Origin of the sequence: Promicromonospora thailandica (genome assembly GCF_024171955.1) — a bacterium.
GTDB classification, from domain to species: domain Bacteria; phylum Actinomycetota; class Actinomycetes; order Actinomycetales; family Cellulomonadaceae; genus Promicromonospora; species Promicromonospora thailandica.
Window position 1 is genome coordinate 601,997 of sequence record NZ_JAMTCS010000001.1, and the last position, 13,744, is coordinate 615,740.

The following is a 13,744-nucleotide window of genomic DNA, read 5'->3' on the forward strand; positions in this document are numbered from 1 at the left end:
CGGTTCAGCCGCCGAACTCCCGGGCGCGCAGGCGGGCCAGGTGGGCGTGCACCAGCGGGAGCACGGACGCCCCCTCGCCGCTCGCCGACGCGACGCGCTTCATGGACCCCGCCCGTACGTCGCCCACGGCGAACACGCCCGGCAGCGTCGTCTCCAGGCTGGCGGGCGGGTGCCCCTCGACCCACGACTCGCGCGGGACGTCGCGGCCGGTCAGCACGAACCCGCGCTCGTCGCGCGCCACGCCCGCGGGCAGCCACGTGCAGTCCGGCTCGGCACCGAGCAGGCAGAACAGGCCGTCGGCCGAGGTCTTCGTGATCTCGCCCGTGTCGAGGTCCCGCAGCCGGAGCCACTGGAGCCAGCCCTCACCGCCGCCGTCGGCCACCACCGTGCGCGTGCGCACCTGGATGGTCGGCGTCGCCTCGATCTCCCGCACCAGGTAGTCGGACATGGTCTCCGCGAGGCCCGCCCGCCGCACCAGGATCGTCACGCCGCCCGCGAACTTGGCGAGGTGGACGGCGGCCTGGCCCGCGGAGTTGCCGCCGCCGACCACGTACACGTCGCGGTCCTGCATCTCGCGCGCCATCGACGTGGCCGCACCGTAGTAGACGCCCGCGCCGACCAGGTCGTCGACGCCCGGCACGCCCAGGCGCCGGTAGGTCACGCCGCTCGCGAGCACCACCGTGCGCGCACACATCTGCGCCCCGGGCACGTGCACGTGGTGGTGCTCGGGCTCGTGCGGCGGGCCCGGCTCGACCCGGACGGCCGGACGGCCGGTGAAGAACCGCGCCCCGAACCGGCTGGCCTGGATGCGGGACCGCTGCGCGAGCCGCATGCCCGAGATTCCGCGCGGGAAGCCGAGGTAGTTGCGGATCATCGAGCTGGACCCGGCCTGGCCGCCGATGGCATCGCGCTCGATGACGACCGTGGCGAGCCCCTCGGACGCCGCGTAGACGGCGGTGGCCAGGCCCGCCGGACCGGCGCCGACGATGGCCACGTCCGCGATGACGCCGTCGGGGATCGTGTCGAAGCCGCCGTAGATCGACTCCGTGACCGCCGACGGCGTCGCCGCGGACAGCGTGCGACCCGTGTGCGTGCGGACCACCGGGAGCTGCGCGCCCGGGCCCGCGGCCTCGAGGATCGCCGCCGCGTCGTCGTCGGCGGGCGTGAGCGACCGGTAGGGGAAGCCGAGCCGCTCCAGCAGGTCCCGGATCGCCGCCGCGTCGCGGTCACCGGGCTCGGCCACGAGGTCGCTCACCGTCACGACGGGGCGGCCCACCGACCAGTTCCACTCCGAGAGCAGCTCGATGAGCGCCGTGTGGAACTCCTCGTCCCGCGGGCCGCGCGGCACCACGACGAACGTGTCCATGTCGCGGCGCAGCGTCGCGGCCCGCAGGTCGTCCAGGCTGTCGGCGAAGATCTCGAAGGGGACGAGCGCCACCCGGCGCGCGGTCGCGACCACGGCGGGCACCTGGTGCAGCAGGTCGATCGCCGTGCCGTCGTCCAGGAGGTGCTCCGCCGCGATCATCGCGATCTGCGCGCCGTCGGCGACCAGGTCCCGGGCGCGGTCCAGGCCCGCGGCCGCGCCCACGACCGGCTCGATCCGGTAGTCGCGGTCGTACCGGGCGCGGAACTCCTGCTCGATGGTGCCGGCGTGCTCGCCGCCGACGAGCAGGATGACGGGCCTGTCCTTCATGGCGCACAGCGTAGACGGCGCACCCCCGCTACGGGCGGCCGAGAGCGGGTGAGGCCGCGGCCGCCGTGACCCTTCGGCGGCGCACGGGGTACGGGAGCGGGTGGGCGGCGGTCCAGGCCGCGCCCGCGCAGATCATCTCCTTGTACCGCGCCGCGAGAGCGCCGCCGGGGGCGGGACGACGGGCCTGGTCGTCGGCCGTGACGAGCTGGATGATCGCGTCCCGGCGACCCAGGCTGATGCACTGGTGCACGTAGGCCAGCGGCGTGCGCGGCAGCCGGCCGCCGGTGAGGCGCGCCGCGAGGGAGTCGGCGGCCTGCCAGCCCATCGGGATGCCGGACGCGCACGACATGCGCAGCGGGTTGCCCAGCGGGCCCTCGGCCTGGGCGGCGTCACCGACCGCGTAGACGTCGGGGTGGGAGACCGACCGCATGGTGCCGTCGACCACGACGCGCCCCTGCGCCGTGACCTCGAGCCCGGCGGCCGCCGCGAGCGGGTTCACCGCGAAGCCCGCGGTCCACACGGTGACGTCCGCCGGGATCGTCGCGCCGCCGCCCGTCACGACCTCGGTGGCACGCACGGCCGTCACGCCCGTGCGCTCGTGGACCGTCACGCCGAGCCGGGCGAGCACCCGTCGCAGGTGCCGCTGCCCGGCCGGCGAGAGCCAGTCGCCCAGCCCGCCGCGCACCGCCAGGGCGACGTCGAGGTCGCCTCGCGCCTCCGCGATCTCGGTGACCGCCTCGATCCCGGTCAGGCCGCCGCCGACCACGACCACCCGGCCCCCGGGCGCCAGGTCCGCGAGCCGCTGCCGCAGGCGCAGCGCCCCGGCCCGGCTCGCGAGCTCGTGCGCGTGCTCCGCCACCCCCGGCACGTCGTGGTCGGTCGATGCGCTGCCGAGGGCGTGGACCAGCGTGTCGTAGGGCAGCTCGTCCGCGCCGTCGGCCCCGGTCACCGTGACCGTCCGGCGGTCGGCGTCGATCGCCGTCACCCGCGCCACGCGCAGGACCACTCCGGTGCCGGCGAGCAGGTCGGACAGCGGGCGCGCGGGCAGGTCCTGCCCGGCGGCGAGCTGGTGCAGGCGCACCCGCTCGACGAAGTCGGGGTCGGCGTTGACCAGGGTGATCGAGGCGTCGTCGCGGTGCAGACGCCGGGCCACCCGGCCGGCCGCCGAGAGCCCCGCGTAGCCGGCCCCGAGGATGACGATGCGGTGCTTCATGAGGTCCTCGCTCCGTGAGTGTCGTGGGATGTTCGTGCCTCCTGAACCGGACGGCGCGGCGATCCCTGACACCCCACGACCGTGACGCGCGTCACCACCCCCGGACGAGCGGCTCCCCGTGGTCGGCGGCGGCCCACTGCCGCGCCGCCCGGCCCAGCTTGTCGGGGTTGACCTGGCTGAGCACTGCGGTGATCCCGTCGGCTCCCGCCTCCAGCGTCATCACGCCCACGAGCCGGTCGCCGACCACGGCGACCAGGGCGGGCAGGCCGTTGGCGGTCCACGCGTAGAGGTCGGGGCTGCCGCCCAGGGCCGCCCGCTTCGCCGCAGCGGGCCGGAACAGCCCGCGCAGGAACCTGGCCACGGCCGCGGCACCCAGCACCGGCGTCACGCGCGCCGGCACCGTGCCGCCGCCGTCGCCCACGCCGACCACGTCGCCGGCGAGCAGCCGGACCAGCGGCTCGACCCGGCCGCTCGTGGCGGCGGCCAGGAACTCCTCCACGACCGTGCGGGCGGCGGCCGGATCCACCGTGGCGCGGGTCCGCTCGGCGGCCAGGTGCTGCCGGGCGCGGTGCAGCAGCTGCTGGCTGCCCGCCTCGGTGAGGTCGAGCAGCTCCGCGATCTCCGCGTGGGAGTACGCGAACGCCTCGCGCAGCACGTACACGGCCCGCTCGGTCGGCGTGAGGCGCTCCATCAGCAGGAGCACCGCCGTCGACACCGAGTCGCGCTGCTCCGCGGTGTCCGCCGGGCCCAGCATGGGGTCGCCGCCCAGCACCGGCTCGGGCAGCCACTGCCCCACGTAGACCTCGCGCCGGGCCCGCGCGGAGCCGAGCTGGGTGAGGCAGAGGTTGGTCAGCACGCGGGTGAGCCAGGCCTCCGGCACCCGGACCTGCGCACGCTCCGCGGACTGCCAGCGCAAGAACGTCTCCTGGACGGCGTCCTCGGCCTCGGCCGCGGAGCCGAGCAGCCGGTACGCGATGGCCTCCAGGCGCGGCCGGAACGCCTCGAAGGCGTCGAGATCACCCTGTCGCAGGGGCTGCGTCGTCATGCCCGCGACCCTACGCTGGAGCCACCAGCGAGCCGGTGCGCACCCGCGCCGGTCCCGGTCGTCCGGACGGGAGTCACCATGTCGTTCGCCACCCGAGGTTTCACCGGTCGCAGGCGTGAGCCGGACAGCCGGCTCCCACCCGGTCAGACGCTCGTCCAGGACTGGCCGGTGCTCAGCGCCGGGCCCACGCCCCGCGTCGACACCGCGGACTGGGAGCTCGTGCTGCGTGACGAGACGGGCGCCGACCACCGCTGGTCCTGGGACGAGCTGCTCGCGCTCGGCGTCGAGGACGTCACGGTGGACATCCACTGCGTGACGCACTGGTCCCGGCTCGACATGTCCTGGCGCGGCGTCAGCCTCGACAAGGTGTTCGAGGACGTCGAGTCCGAGCACGAGTTCGTCATGGCGCACTCCTACGGCGGCTACACGACGAACATCCCGCTCGAGGACCTGCTGGACGGCAAGGCGTGGATCGCGATCGAGGCCGACGGCGGCCCGCTGGACCCCGAGCACGGCGGCCCCGCGCGCCTCCTCGTGCCGCACCTGTACTTCTGGAAGAGCGCCAAGTGGCTGCGCGGCCTGACGATGATGCCCGACAACGACCCGGGCTTCTGGGAACAGTACGGCTACCACCTGTACGGCGACCCCTGGAAGGAGGAGCGGTACTGGTGAGGGCACGCCCCGCGTGGCACGTCGCGACGGTCACCGAGACGCGCCAGGAGACGCCGACCGCGGCCCGTCTGGTGCTCGACGTGCCCACGTGGCCCGGGAGCGTGGCGGGCGCGCACCTCGACGTGCGCCTCACGGCGCCCGACGGGTACCAGGCCAGCCGCTCCTACTCGATCGCGGCGTCCGCACCCGCGGCCCCGGGGACGCCGGGGCGCGTGGTGCTCGCCGTCGACGAGGTGCCCGACGGCGAGGTCTCGCCGTTCCTGGTGCACGACGTGCGGGTCGGTGACCAGCTCGAGCTGCACGGGCCGCTGGGCGCGTTCTTCGTCTGGCGGCCGGGCGAGGACGACCGGCCGGTGCAGCTCGTCGGCGGTGGCTCCGGCGTCGTGCCGCTGTACGCCATGGCCGCGGCGCACGGAGCCGCGGGCGACGAGACGCCCTTCCGGCTGCTCTACTCGGTCCGCACGCCCGCGGACGTGTACTTCGCCGACGAGCTCGCGGCACTGGCCGGGCCGTCCTTCACGCTGGACCTCGTCTGGACGCGCAAGGCGCCGGACGACCGGCCGGGTCCCGTCGGCCGCCTGACGCGGGAGTCTCTCGCGGCCCTGACCGTCCCCGCCGACCAGCGACCGCGCGTGTTCGTCTGCGGCTCGACGGGCTTCGTCGAGACCGTCGCGGCCTGGCTCCAGGAGCTGGGCCACGCCGCGGACGACATCCACACCGAGCGCTTCGGAGGCCTGACATGACCCACCACCTCGACGGCAACGTGCTCGCGGGGGCCCTCTCGGAGGTCTTCGCGAGCGACGTCACCGCCGCCCGCGGCCGCTGCGCCGGCTGCGGCCAGACCTCGCCCATCGCCGAGGCCATGGTCTACACCGACGCGCCCGGGCTCGTGGCCCGGTGCGCCGGCTGCGACCAGGTGCTCGCCACGCTGGTCGACGCCGGCGACCGCGTGATCCTGAGCCTCGCGGGCCTCACCGCGGTGGAGCTGCGCCGCTGAGCCCTGCCCGCGCGGCGGACGACTTCGTGTTGCGCGGGGTACCGGGCCCGCTGAACGACGTTCGGCTGAGCACCGCCTGATGCGGCTGAGCCGGATTTTTCGGCTGGGCTGAATCGCGCGGCACTCAGCCGAACGGACTTCACCAGGGCTGACACCCTGTCCGCGACGAGCGCCGCGTCGGCCGTGCGCGGCTCTCGGACGACACGACTTCTCCCCCGATGCCTGCGTCCACCGACCCCGCCGGGGGACACTGTGAGCGTGTCAGCCCGACAGCCCACCAGCCACGACGTCGCGCGCGCCGCGGGAGTCTCGCAGTCGACGGTCTCCTACGCCCTGTCCGGCAAGGGCACGATCGCGCCCCGCACGCGCGAGCACGTGCTGGCGGTCGCGGCGTCCATGGGCTACCGGCCGAACCTCGCCGCCCGGTCGATGCGCACGCAGCGCTCGGGCCGGCTCGCCGTCGTCACCGGCGCCACGGTCGACAACCGCCTGCGCATGCTCACCGGCGCCACGGAGGTCGCGGGCGAGGCGGGCTACGCCGTGGACACGCACAGCGTCGACGGCACGGCGGAGGACCGCACCGAGCGGGTCGCCGATCTGGCGCGCGGCGGCCAGGTCGAGGGGGTCCTGACCTTCCTGCCCGTGGTGCCGGCGGCGCTGCGCCTCGACGACGACGCAGCGCCCGTGGTCGCTGTCGCCGCGTTCGACGAGCAGCTGCGCACCACCGGCGAGCTCGCCGACGCGAGCCTGCTCGGCACCGTGATCGGCGCGCTGGTCGGGGCGGGGCACCGGCGGTTCCTGCACGTGGCCGGACCCGAGCACTTCGCCTCGGCCCGCGCCCGCCGGGACGTGTACCTCGCGGAGGTCGCCCGCCGCGGCGTGGAGTCGCTCGGCGTCGTCGGCGGGGTGTGGTCGCCCGCGGCGGGCCGCGAGGCGGTCCTCGCCCTGCCCGACGACGCGCGCCCGCTCGCCGTGATCGCCGCCAACGACCACATCGCGCTCGGGGTGCTGCGCGGGGCCGCCGAGCGCGGCTGGTCCCTGCCGGGCGACCTGGTCGCGACGGGGTGGGACGACGCCGAGTTCGCGGCGTACACGACGCCGTCGCTCACCACGATCTCGGTCGACTTCCGGGAGGCGGGGCGGCGCGCGATGCGGCGGCTGCTCGCCGCCGTCCGGGGCGAGGAGCCCGCGCGGCCGACCACCCCCCTCCAGCACGTCGTGTGGCGGGAGTCGACGGGGCCGCTCCCGGCGGGCTGACGGCACCGGCCTTGACAACGAACGCCTGTCCCGTGACGATGTTGGCCGTCGCATCATACGTATGATGGACGGTGCGACAAGGACGTCATCCGGAGGAAGCATGCTGAAGATCGGCATCGTCGGCACCGGCGGTATCGCCGGTGCGCACGCCGAGGGGTACCACCGGTTCGCGCAGGAGTGCGAGGTCGTGGCGCTGTGCGACATCGTCCCGGGCAAGGCGGCCGGGCAGCGGGACCGGCTGGGCCTGCCGGACGCGCGGGCCTACGAGAGCATCGAGGAGCTCCTGGCCGCCGAGGACCTCGACCTGGTGAGCATCGCGACGCCGCCGTCGACCCACGCGGAGCTCGCGGTCACGGCCCTGCGGGCGGGTGTGGACGTGCTGGTCGAGAAGCCGATGGCGCCGTCCCTGCAGGAGTGCGACGCGATGATCGCGGCCGCCGCCGAGCACGGCCGCGTGCTGTCCGTGGTGGCGCAGAACCGGTTCCGGGACGACATGGCCACGCTCAAGGAGGTGCTGGACTCCGGCCTGGCCGGGCCGGTCTCGCACGTCCAGGTGAGCTCGGCCTGGTGGCGCGGCACTGCCTACTACGACCTGTGGTGGCGGGGCACCTGGGAGTCCGAGGGCGGCGGCTGCACGCTCAACCACGCGATCCACCACCTCGACCTGACCCTGTGGATGCTCGGCGCGCCCCGTGCGGTGACCGCCGTCCTGACGAACGCGGCGCACGAGAACGCCGAGGTCGAGGACCTGTCCGTCGCGGTGCTGCAGTACGACCGCGCGCTGGCCGAGGTGACCAGCTCCGTGGTGCACCACGGCGAGGAGCAGGCGATCGTCGTGCAGGGCCGGCACGCGAGCGTCGCCCAGCCGTGGAAGGTGGTCGCGTCGGCGGCCCAGCCGAACGGCTTCCCCGCGCCCGGCGGCGACCCGGAGCGCGTCGAGCGGATCGAGGCGCTGGCCGCGGCCCGGCGCCCGCTGGACCACGTGGGGCACGCGGGCCAGATCGGCGACACGCTCGCCGCGGTCCGCGAGCGCCGTCGGCCCGCCGTCGACGGCGCGGACGGGCGGCGTGCCGTCGAGCTGGTGACCGCGATCTACCGGGCCGGCATCGAGCGGCGCACCGTGGACCTGCCGCTGCGGCCGGACGACCCGTACTACCGCACGGGCACGCTCGTGGAGCGGGCCCCCCACTTCTTCGAGAAGACGGCGTCCGTGGGCGACCTGCCCGGCGCGATCACCGTCGGCGGCAGCAACCAGGAGGCAGCACGATGACCGCGACCAGCGGCGCCCAGTACGCACCCGAGCCGGTTCCCGACCCCGTGGTGGGGGCGGGCGACTTCCCGTTCGCGGCGGTGCGGCTCGACCACGGCCACATCTACGGCATGGCCGAGGGCCTCCAGGCCGCGGGTGGCACCGTGAAGTGGGTGTACGACCCGGACCCGGCCAAGGTCGAGGCGTTCCGCGCGAAGTTCCCCGACGTGCGCGTGGCCCGCAGCGAGGACGAGGTGCTCGACGACGACGAGGTGCGCCTGGTCGCCGGCGCCGCCGTCACGTCGGAGCGCGCCGCACTGGGTCTGCGGGCCATCGAGGCCGGCAAGGACTACTTCACCGACAAGGCCCCGCTGACCACGCTCGACCAGCTCGCGGCGGCCCGTGAGGCCACGGCGCGGACGGGGCGCAAGTACGCCGTGTACTACTCCGAGCGCATCCACGTCGAGGCGGCGGTGCTGGCCGACCAGCTCGTCGAGCGCGGGTCGATCGGCCGCGTGCTGCAGGTGATGGGCCTGGGGCCGCACCGCCTCGGCACCGGCCGGCCCGACTGGTTCTTCGAGAAGGAGCGGTACGGCGGCATCCTGTGCGACATCGGCAGCCACAACTTCGAGCAGATGCTGCACTACGCGGGCGCGAAGGACGCGACGGTGACGCACTCCGCCATCGCCAACTACAACCACCCGGAGCACCCCGAGCTGGACGACTTCGGCGAGGCCACCATCGCGATGGACAACGGCGCCGCGGGCTACTGCCGGGTCGACTGGTTCACGCCGGACGGGCTGCGCACCTGGGGCGACGGCCGCACGTTCATCCTGGGCACCGAGGGCTACATCGAGCTGCGCAAGTACACGAACGTGGCCACCGACGAGGGCCCGGGCCACGTCTTCCTGGTCGACGGCTCCGGTGAGCACCACCTCGTCGCGAAGGGCAACGTGGGCTACCCGTACTTCGGGCGGCTCATCCTCGACTGCCTGGAGCGCACCGAGACGGCGATGACGCAGGAGCACGCGTTCAAGGCGGCGGAGCTGAGCGTCCAGGCGCAGCTGGCGGCAAAGGTTCTCTCCCCGGCCGGGCCGGTCGTGTCGTAGACTCGGCGGCGCGGGGGGAGTACTTCTCGAACATCGTCCGGTCATTACGGCGCACCAGCGACCTCGGGCGGCGGCCTGGCCCGGTGACGTGCACGTGTCCCGGGGGGCGAAGGAGACCTCGGAGCCTACGACCTGGAGACTCCTTGCTCTCGTCCCTCATCGCCCCTGCCTCTGCCCCTGCACCCGCCCTGACGTCGGTGGCCACGCCGACCCTGTGGGCCGTCACGATCCTGGCCGTCATCGCCCTGCTGGTCGCCGACTTCCTCATCACGCGCCGTCCCCACGAGGTCTCGATGCGCGAGGCGCTCGGGTGGAGCGCGTTCTACATCGCCCTCCCCCTCGCCTTCGGCGGCTGGGTGTGGGCCGCGTTCGGCGCCCCGACCGGGGTGGAGTACCTCACCGGCTACCTCGTCGAGAAGTCGTTGTCCGTCGACAACCTCTTCGTCTTCATGCTGCTGCTCTCCGCGTTCGCGGTACCCCCGGCCCTGCAGCAGCGGGTGCTGCTGCTCGGCATCGCCGGGGCCCTGGTGCTCCGTGGGGTGTTCATCGCCCTCGGGGCGGCGGTCCTGGCCAACCTGAGCTGGGCGTTCCTGCTGTTCGGCGGCATCCTGCTGGCGACGGCGGTCAAGATCCTGGTCGACCAGCTCCGTGGCGGCTCCCACGACGTCGACGTCTCCTCGCTGCGCTCGGTCCGGCTGATCCGGCGCTTCATGCCGGTCACGGACGACTACCGCGGCCCGCGGCTGTCGGTCCGGGAGCAGGGCCGGCGCATGCTCACCCCGCTGGCGGTGGTGGTCGTCGCCGTCTTCGCCGCCGACGTCGTCTTCGCGGTGGACTCCGTGCCGGCCGTGTACGGCATCACGAGCGACCCGTACCTCGTGTTCGCCACCAACGCGTTCGCCCTGCTGGGCCTGCGCGCCCTGTACTTCGTGCTCCAGGGTGCGCTGAGCAAGCTGGTGCACCTCGGGTACGGCCTGGCGACGATCCTGGCCTTCATCGGCGTGAAGCTCGTGCTGCACTGGGCGCACGGCATCTGGGCCGGCGTGCCGGAGATCCCGACCCTGGCGTCGCTGGGCGTCATCGTCGGCGTGCTGGCCGTGGTCACCGCGACGAGCCTGTGGGCCACCCGCGGGGCCGGTGGCGACCCCACCGACGAGGGCGGCACCGGTGACGAGGAGCGGCGCCAGGTCACGGCTCAGCCGTGACGCGGTCCGCCTGAGGCCGCGCGGCTGCGGCGGGAGCGCCCGTTCGGGCCCGCCGCGCCCGCGGCCGACCCGGCGTCCCAGACCCGCGTGACGCCCAGGCCGCGCAGGTCGACGTCGGTGACGGTGACGCCGTCGGGCCCGATCCACCGCTCGGGCTGGAAGTGGTCGTCGGTCGCGGCGTCCCAGCGGCGCATGAACGGCGTGCCGCTCGCGGTGATGACGACCGAGCCGTACGCGGTCGGCAGCGGCTCGGTCGGCAGGTGCACCAGGGTGTACGTGCCCGTGAGGTCCGACGCGCTCACCGAGGCCACGCTGTACCAGTTGCCGTCGGTGTCCCGCTGGACCGCGTAGCCGCTGGCGTCGAGCACGACGGACAGGGGCGGCAGGTCGGCGTCGCGGAGATCCTGACTGGTCCGGTAGACGGTGCCGACCTGGGCTGCCTGGGTCATCGCGCGCTCTCCTCGTGGTATGGGGTGTTATCACCCATCCAAGCGGAAACCTCGCGATTCGGCTGGCCCAACCACGGGTACGGCAGCCGGAGTCCTCTTCGAGGCCGAGGTTGCTTCGCTCTGCGCCCCCGCAGAGCGAAGCAACCTCGGTCTCGAAGGGGAGTCGGGGTGACACCTACCGCAGGAACGTGCGCAGCATCTGCGTCAGCTCGTGGGGCCGCTCCTCGGTGACCCAGTGGCCGGCGCCGGGCAGCACCCGGGTCTCGACGTCGGACGCGTACTCCTCCAGCTGCGTGCCGATGTACGTGCCCAGCGACTTCTCCCCGCCGATCGCCAGGATCGGCATGGGCAGCGGCCCGCGGGCCTGCAGCTCCGCGTTCTGCTCGACGTCGACGTGCAGCGCCCGGTACATCTTCAGCCACGCGTCCCAGCGCCCGGGCTCCCGGAGGTACCGCGCGTAGAACTCGTAGTCGGCCGGGCCGAAGGCCGACGGGTCCCCGAGGAACTGGCCGATGAACCCCTCGACGAGCTCCCGCTCGCTCCCCTCCACGAGGGTCTCGGAGATCTCCTGCTGGAAGAACCCGTAGTGCCAGATCGACGGCCCGCCGGCGGCGTCCAGCGCCGGGTAGCCGTAGATCGACTCGTCGGGGATCGGCCCTTCCATGAGGGCCATCCGCTCGACCTCGTCCGGCCACATGGCCGCGTACGGGTAGGCCACCCAGGCGCCGATGTCGTGCGCCACGATCTGGATCCCGTCGTTCAGGCCGAGCTGGGTGAGCAGGTCGTGCACGTCCTGCGCCAGCTGGACCGTGTCGTAGCCACCCTTGGGCACGCCGGAGTCCCCCGTGCCGCGCAGGTCCACCGCGATGACGGTGTGGTCCTCGGCGAGCGGGCCGAGCTGGTCGCGCCACTCGGCCCAGGTCTGCGGGAACCCGTGCAGCAGCACGACCGGCGACCCGCTCCCGCCGCGCAGGTAGTGCATGCGGAACCCGTTGACGCGGGCGTGGTGGGAGCTGTAGCCGGCCGGCGGCCGGGCCTCGTGGTGCTTCCCGGACGCCGGCGCGGCCTCCGCCGGGGCGGTCGCCACGGTGGCGGCACGGGCCGACGGCGGGCCCTCGGCCGGTGCCGCGCCGGGGAGCAGGAGCCCGGCCGTCGCGAGCACCGCCGCGACGACTGCCCCGACTCCCGCTGATCGCTTTCTCATGGAACGTCTCCTATTTCTGGACCGATCGAGCCATAAGTGCAGCACGCCGTCGGCGGCCCTGACAAGTGCTTGCGGAGAATTTCTGGATCATCTAGTCTGGAAGTGAACGGAGGTGGGGCCAGGTGGCACGCACGGGACGCCCGCGGGCGTTCGACCGGGACGCGGCGCTGGAGACCGCGCTGCGCCTGTTCTGGGAGCACGGCTATGACGCGACGGGGCTGGCCCTGCTGCGCGCGGAGATGGGCATCTCGTCGGCGAGCTTCTACGCTGCCTTCGGCTCGAAGGAGGCCCTGTTCGACGAGGTGGTCACGGTCTACGTGAACTCCTACGGCCGGGTCACCGAGGCCGTCGGCCAGGAGTCGCTGCCCCCGCGGGAGGCGATCGAGCGGGTGCTGCGGGCCTCCGCGCGCATGCAGACCGAACCGACCCACCCGTCCGGCTGCCTGATGGTGCTGGCCGCGGCCGTCGGCGGCACCGACCACGCCGCCGTCCGGGACCTGCTCGCCGACCACCGGGCAGTGGTGCGCCGCAACGTCGCGGCGTGCGTCCGGCGTGCCGTCGCCGCCGGCGAGCTGGAGGCCGGTACGGAGCCCGAGGGCATGGCGGTGGCCTTCACCGGGTTCCTCTGGGGCATCTCGCACGAGAGCCGCGACGGCACCTCGCTGGAGGTGCTCGACGCGGCGATCACGCGGCTCATGACGGTCTGGGACGCCGCCCGCACGCAGGAGCACCGGGCGGCGGCGGGCACCGCCGCCTGACCCGGCGGGCACCGCCTGCTCAGCGCGCGTCGAGGAAGGCCTCGAGAGTGCGCTCGTTCTCCGGGGTCTGCATGCCGTCGGCCAGCGCGGCCTCGAGCTTCTGCTCGATCTCCGGCGGGGACGGGTAGACCTCCGCCACGGCCGCCGCCTCGGTCCGGAGGTCGTCGTAGAGGCGGTCACCCGCCGTCGTCGGGTCGACGGCGGCCTTGGCCGCCCGGATCTGGGCGGGCAGGCGGGAGCCGATCCGCTGCGCCACCTCGTCGACGAACCGGTCCAGGTCGGCCGCCGGCACCGCCCGCGTGATCCAGCCGTACAGCTCGGCGGTCCGGGTGTCGTACACGTCCGCGGTGAGGATCGCCTCCAGCGCGCGCGAGCGCCCGACCGAACGCGCCAGGAGCTGCGTCCCACCCCCGCCCGGGATGATCCCGAGCCGCGCCTCGACCTGCCCGAGCCACGTCTCGCCCGCCGCCGCGTACCGCAGGTCGGTGGCCATGGCGAGCTCGTTGCCACCACCCCGCAGGTAGCCGCGCAGCTTGGCGATCGTGACCTGCGGCAGGGCCCGGATGCTCGCCACCAGGTGCTGCAGCGGGAGCAGGCCCTCGAACCCGCTGTCCTCCGCGGCGAGCGCGGCGAAGCCTTCCGGGTCGGACCCGTAGCCGACGTCGACGTGCGCGGCGAAGAAGTCCTGCACCGCGCTGTCGAGCACGACCACGCGGACCGTGTCGTCAGCGGCGACCGTGCGGACGAACCGCTTGAGGTCGGGGAGGAGGGTCCGGTCCAGCAGGTTGAGGGGCGGGTGGTTCATGGTCACGGTGAGCACGCTGCCCGTGCGCTCGATCACGAGAGTCTCGTAGGTGTCGTCGGTCATGGTCTGGTCGTCTCCTCCTGCGTCG

At 74.1% G+C, this 13,744-nt stretch carries 14 protein-coding genes; 8 read left to right on the forward strand and 6 right to left on the reverse strand.

Features of this window, described 5'->3' with window-relative positions; all coding sequences use genetic code 11:
* Positions 1 to 4 precede the first annotated feature (4 nt).
* The 3 genes from APR03_RS02860 to sigJ all read right to left on the reverse strand — a co-directional run bounded on the left by APR03_RS02860 (position 5) and on the right by sigJ (position 3,951).
* Positions 5 to 1,693, reverse strand: a complete 1,689-nt coding sequence (locus APR03_RS02860) for an NAD(P)/FAD-dependent oxidoreductase (RefSeq protein ID WP_253832528.1) — start codon at positions 1,691 to 1,693, stop codon at positions 5 to 7.
* 28 nt (positions 1,694 to 1,721) lie between these two features.
* Positions 1,722 to 2,906 carry an NAD(P)/FAD-dependent oxidoreductase gene (locus APR03_RS02865; RefSeq protein ID WP_253832530.1) on the reverse strand — a complete coding sequence of 395 codons (1,185 nt, stop codon included), beginning with the start codon at positions 2,904 to 2,906 and terminating at the stop codon, positions 1,722 to 1,724.
* 91 nt (positions 2,907 to 2,997) lie between these two features.
* Positions 2,998 to 3,951, reverse strand: a complete 954-nt coding sequence (gene sigJ / locus APR03_RS02870; protein ID WP_253832532.1) for an RNA polymerase sigma factor SigJ — start codon at positions 3,949 to 3,951, stop codon at positions 2,998 to 3,000.
* Between the two features lie 78 nt (positions 3,952 to 4,029).
* Between sigJ and APR03_RS02875 the strand changes: the two genes are divergently transcribed.
* From APR03_RS02875 to APR03_RS02905, 7 genes are all read left to right on the forward strand, one after another.
* A complete protein-coding gene (locus APR03_RS02875) occupies positions 4,030 to 4,623 on the forward strand; it encodes a molybdopterin-dependent oxidoreductase (protein ID WP_253832534.1) in 594 nt (197 codons plus the stop codon).
* Positions 4,620 to 5,366, forward strand: coding sequence for an FAD-binding oxidoreductase (locus tag APR03_RS02880; RefSeq protein ID WP_253832536.1), 747 nt, complete (start codon positions 4,620 to 4,622; stop codon positions 5,364 to 5,366). The genes APR03_RS02875 and APR03_RS02880 overlap by 4 nt, the downstream gene beginning before the upstream one ends.
* Entirely contained in the window at positions 5,363 to 5,620 is a 258-nt protein-coding gene (locus tag APR03_RS02885) for a DUF6510 family protein (RefSeq protein ID WP_253832538.1), read from the forward strand. The genes APR03_RS02880 and APR03_RS02885 overlap by 4 nt, the downstream gene beginning before the upstream one ends.
* Positions 5,621 to 5,878: 258 nt before the next feature.
* Positions 5,879 to 6,877 (forward strand): LacI family DNA-binding transcriptional regulator, encoded by a 999-nt coding sequence (locus tag APR03_RS02890; RefSeq protein ID WP_253832540.1) that lies wholly within the window; start codon positions 5,879 to 5,881, stop codon positions 6,875 to 6,877.
* Between the two features lie 100 nt (positions 6,878 to 6,977).
* Positions 6,978 to 8,147, forward strand: a complete 1,170-nt coding sequence (locus APR03_RS02895) for a Gfo/Idh/MocA family protein (RefSeq protein WP_253832542.1) — start codon at positions 6,978 to 6,980, stop codon at positions 8,145 to 8,147.
* A complete protein-coding gene (locus APR03_RS02900; RefSeq protein ID WP_253832544.1) occupies positions 8,144 to 9,235 on the forward strand; it encodes a Gfo/Idh/MocA family protein in 1,092 nt (363 codons plus the stop codon). The genes APR03_RS02895 and APR03_RS02900 overlap by 4 nt, the downstream gene beginning before the upstream one ends.
* A 197-nt stretch (positions 9,236 to 9,432) precedes the next feature.
* Positions 9,433 to 10,440: a TerC/Alx family metal homeostasis membrane protein gene (locus APR03_RS02905; RefSeq protein ID WP_372494741.1), complete on the forward strand. Its 1,008-nt coding sequence runs from the start codon at positions 9,433 to 9,435 to the stop codon at positions 10,438 to 10,440.
* Here APR03_RS02905 and APR03_RS02910 read toward each other — a convergent pair.
* On the reverse strand, positions 10,431 to 10,889 hold the full coding sequence (locus APR03_RS02910) for a hypothetical protein (RefSeq protein ID WP_253832546.1): 459 nt from the start codon (positions 10,887 to 10,889) through the stop codon (positions 10,431 to 10,433). The genes APR03_RS02905 and APR03_RS02910 overlap by 10 nt on opposite strands.
* Positions 10,890 to 11,064: 175 nt before the next feature.
* Entirely contained in the window at positions 11,065 to 12,093 is a 1,029-nt protein-coding gene (locus APR03_RS02915) for an alpha/beta fold hydrolase (protein ID WP_253832548.1), read from the reverse strand.
* A gap of 122 nt (positions 12,094 to 12,215) precedes the next feature.
* On the opposite strand from APR03_RS02915, the gene APR03_RS02920 reads away from it, so the two are divergent.
* Positions 12,216 to 12,851, forward strand: coding sequence for a TetR/AcrR family transcriptional regulator (locus APR03_RS02920; protein WP_253832550.1), 636 nt, complete (start codon positions 12,216 to 12,218; stop codon positions 12,849 to 12,851).
* Positions 12,852 to 12,870: 19 nt separating this feature from the next.
* Here the strand turns inward: APR03_RS02920 and APR03_RS02925 are convergent, their stop codons facing one another.
* Positions 12,871 to 13,719 carry an enoyl-CoA hydratase/isomerase family protein gene (locus tag APR03_RS02925; protein ID WP_253832552.1) on the reverse strand — a complete coding sequence of 283 codons (849 nt, stop codon included), beginning with the start codon at positions 13,717 to 13,719 and terminating at the stop codon, positions 12,871 to 12,873.
* Positions 13,720 to 13,744: the final 25 nt, after the last annotated feature.

What these genes read in the sequence shown, in the direction of transcription:
- sigJ (WP_253832532.1), bottom strand. Translation starts at nt 3,951, where the DNA reads ATGACGACGCAGCCCCTGCGACAGGGTGATCTCGACGCCTTCGAGGCG.
- APR03_RS02860 (WP_253832528.1), bottom strand. Translation starts at nt 1,693, where the DNA reads ATGAAGGACAGGCCCGTCATCCTGCTCGTCGGCGGCGAGCACGCCGGC.
- APR03_RS02895 (WP_253832542.1), top strand. Translation starts at nt 6,978, where the DNA reads ATGCTGAAGATCGGCATCGTCGGCACCGGCGGTATCGCCGGTGCGCAC.
- APR03_RS02915 (WP_253832548.1), bottom strand. Translation starts at nt 12,093, where the DNA reads ATGAGAAAGCGATCAGCGGGAGTCGGGGCAGTCGTCGCGGCGGTGCTC.
- APR03_RS02900 (WP_253832544.1), top strand. Translation starts at nt 8,144, where the DNA reads ATGACCGCGACCAGCGGCGCCCAGTACGCACCCGAGCCGGTTCCCGAC.
- APR03_RS02885 (WP_253832538.1), top strand. Translation starts at nt 5,363, where the DNA reads ATGACCCACCACCTCGACGGCAACGTGCTCGCGGGGGCCCTCTCGGAG.
- APR03_RS02875 (WP_253832534.1), top strand. Translation starts at nt 4,030, where the DNA reads ATGTCGTTCGCCACCCGAGGTTTCACCGGTCGCAGGCGTGAGCCGGAC.
- APR03_RS02865 (WP_253832530.1), bottom strand. Translation starts at nt 2,906, where the DNA reads ATGAAGCACCGCATCGTCATCCTCGGGGCCGGCTACGCGGGGCTCTCG.
- APR03_RS02925 (WP_253832552.1), bottom strand. Translation starts at nt 13,719, where the DNA reads ATGACCGACGACACCTACGAGACTCTCGTGATCGAGCGCACGGGCAGC.
- APR03_RS02910 (WP_253832546.1), bottom strand. Translation starts at nt 10,889, where the DNA reads ATGACCCAGGCAGCCCAGGTCGGCACCGTCTACCGGACCAGTCAGGAT.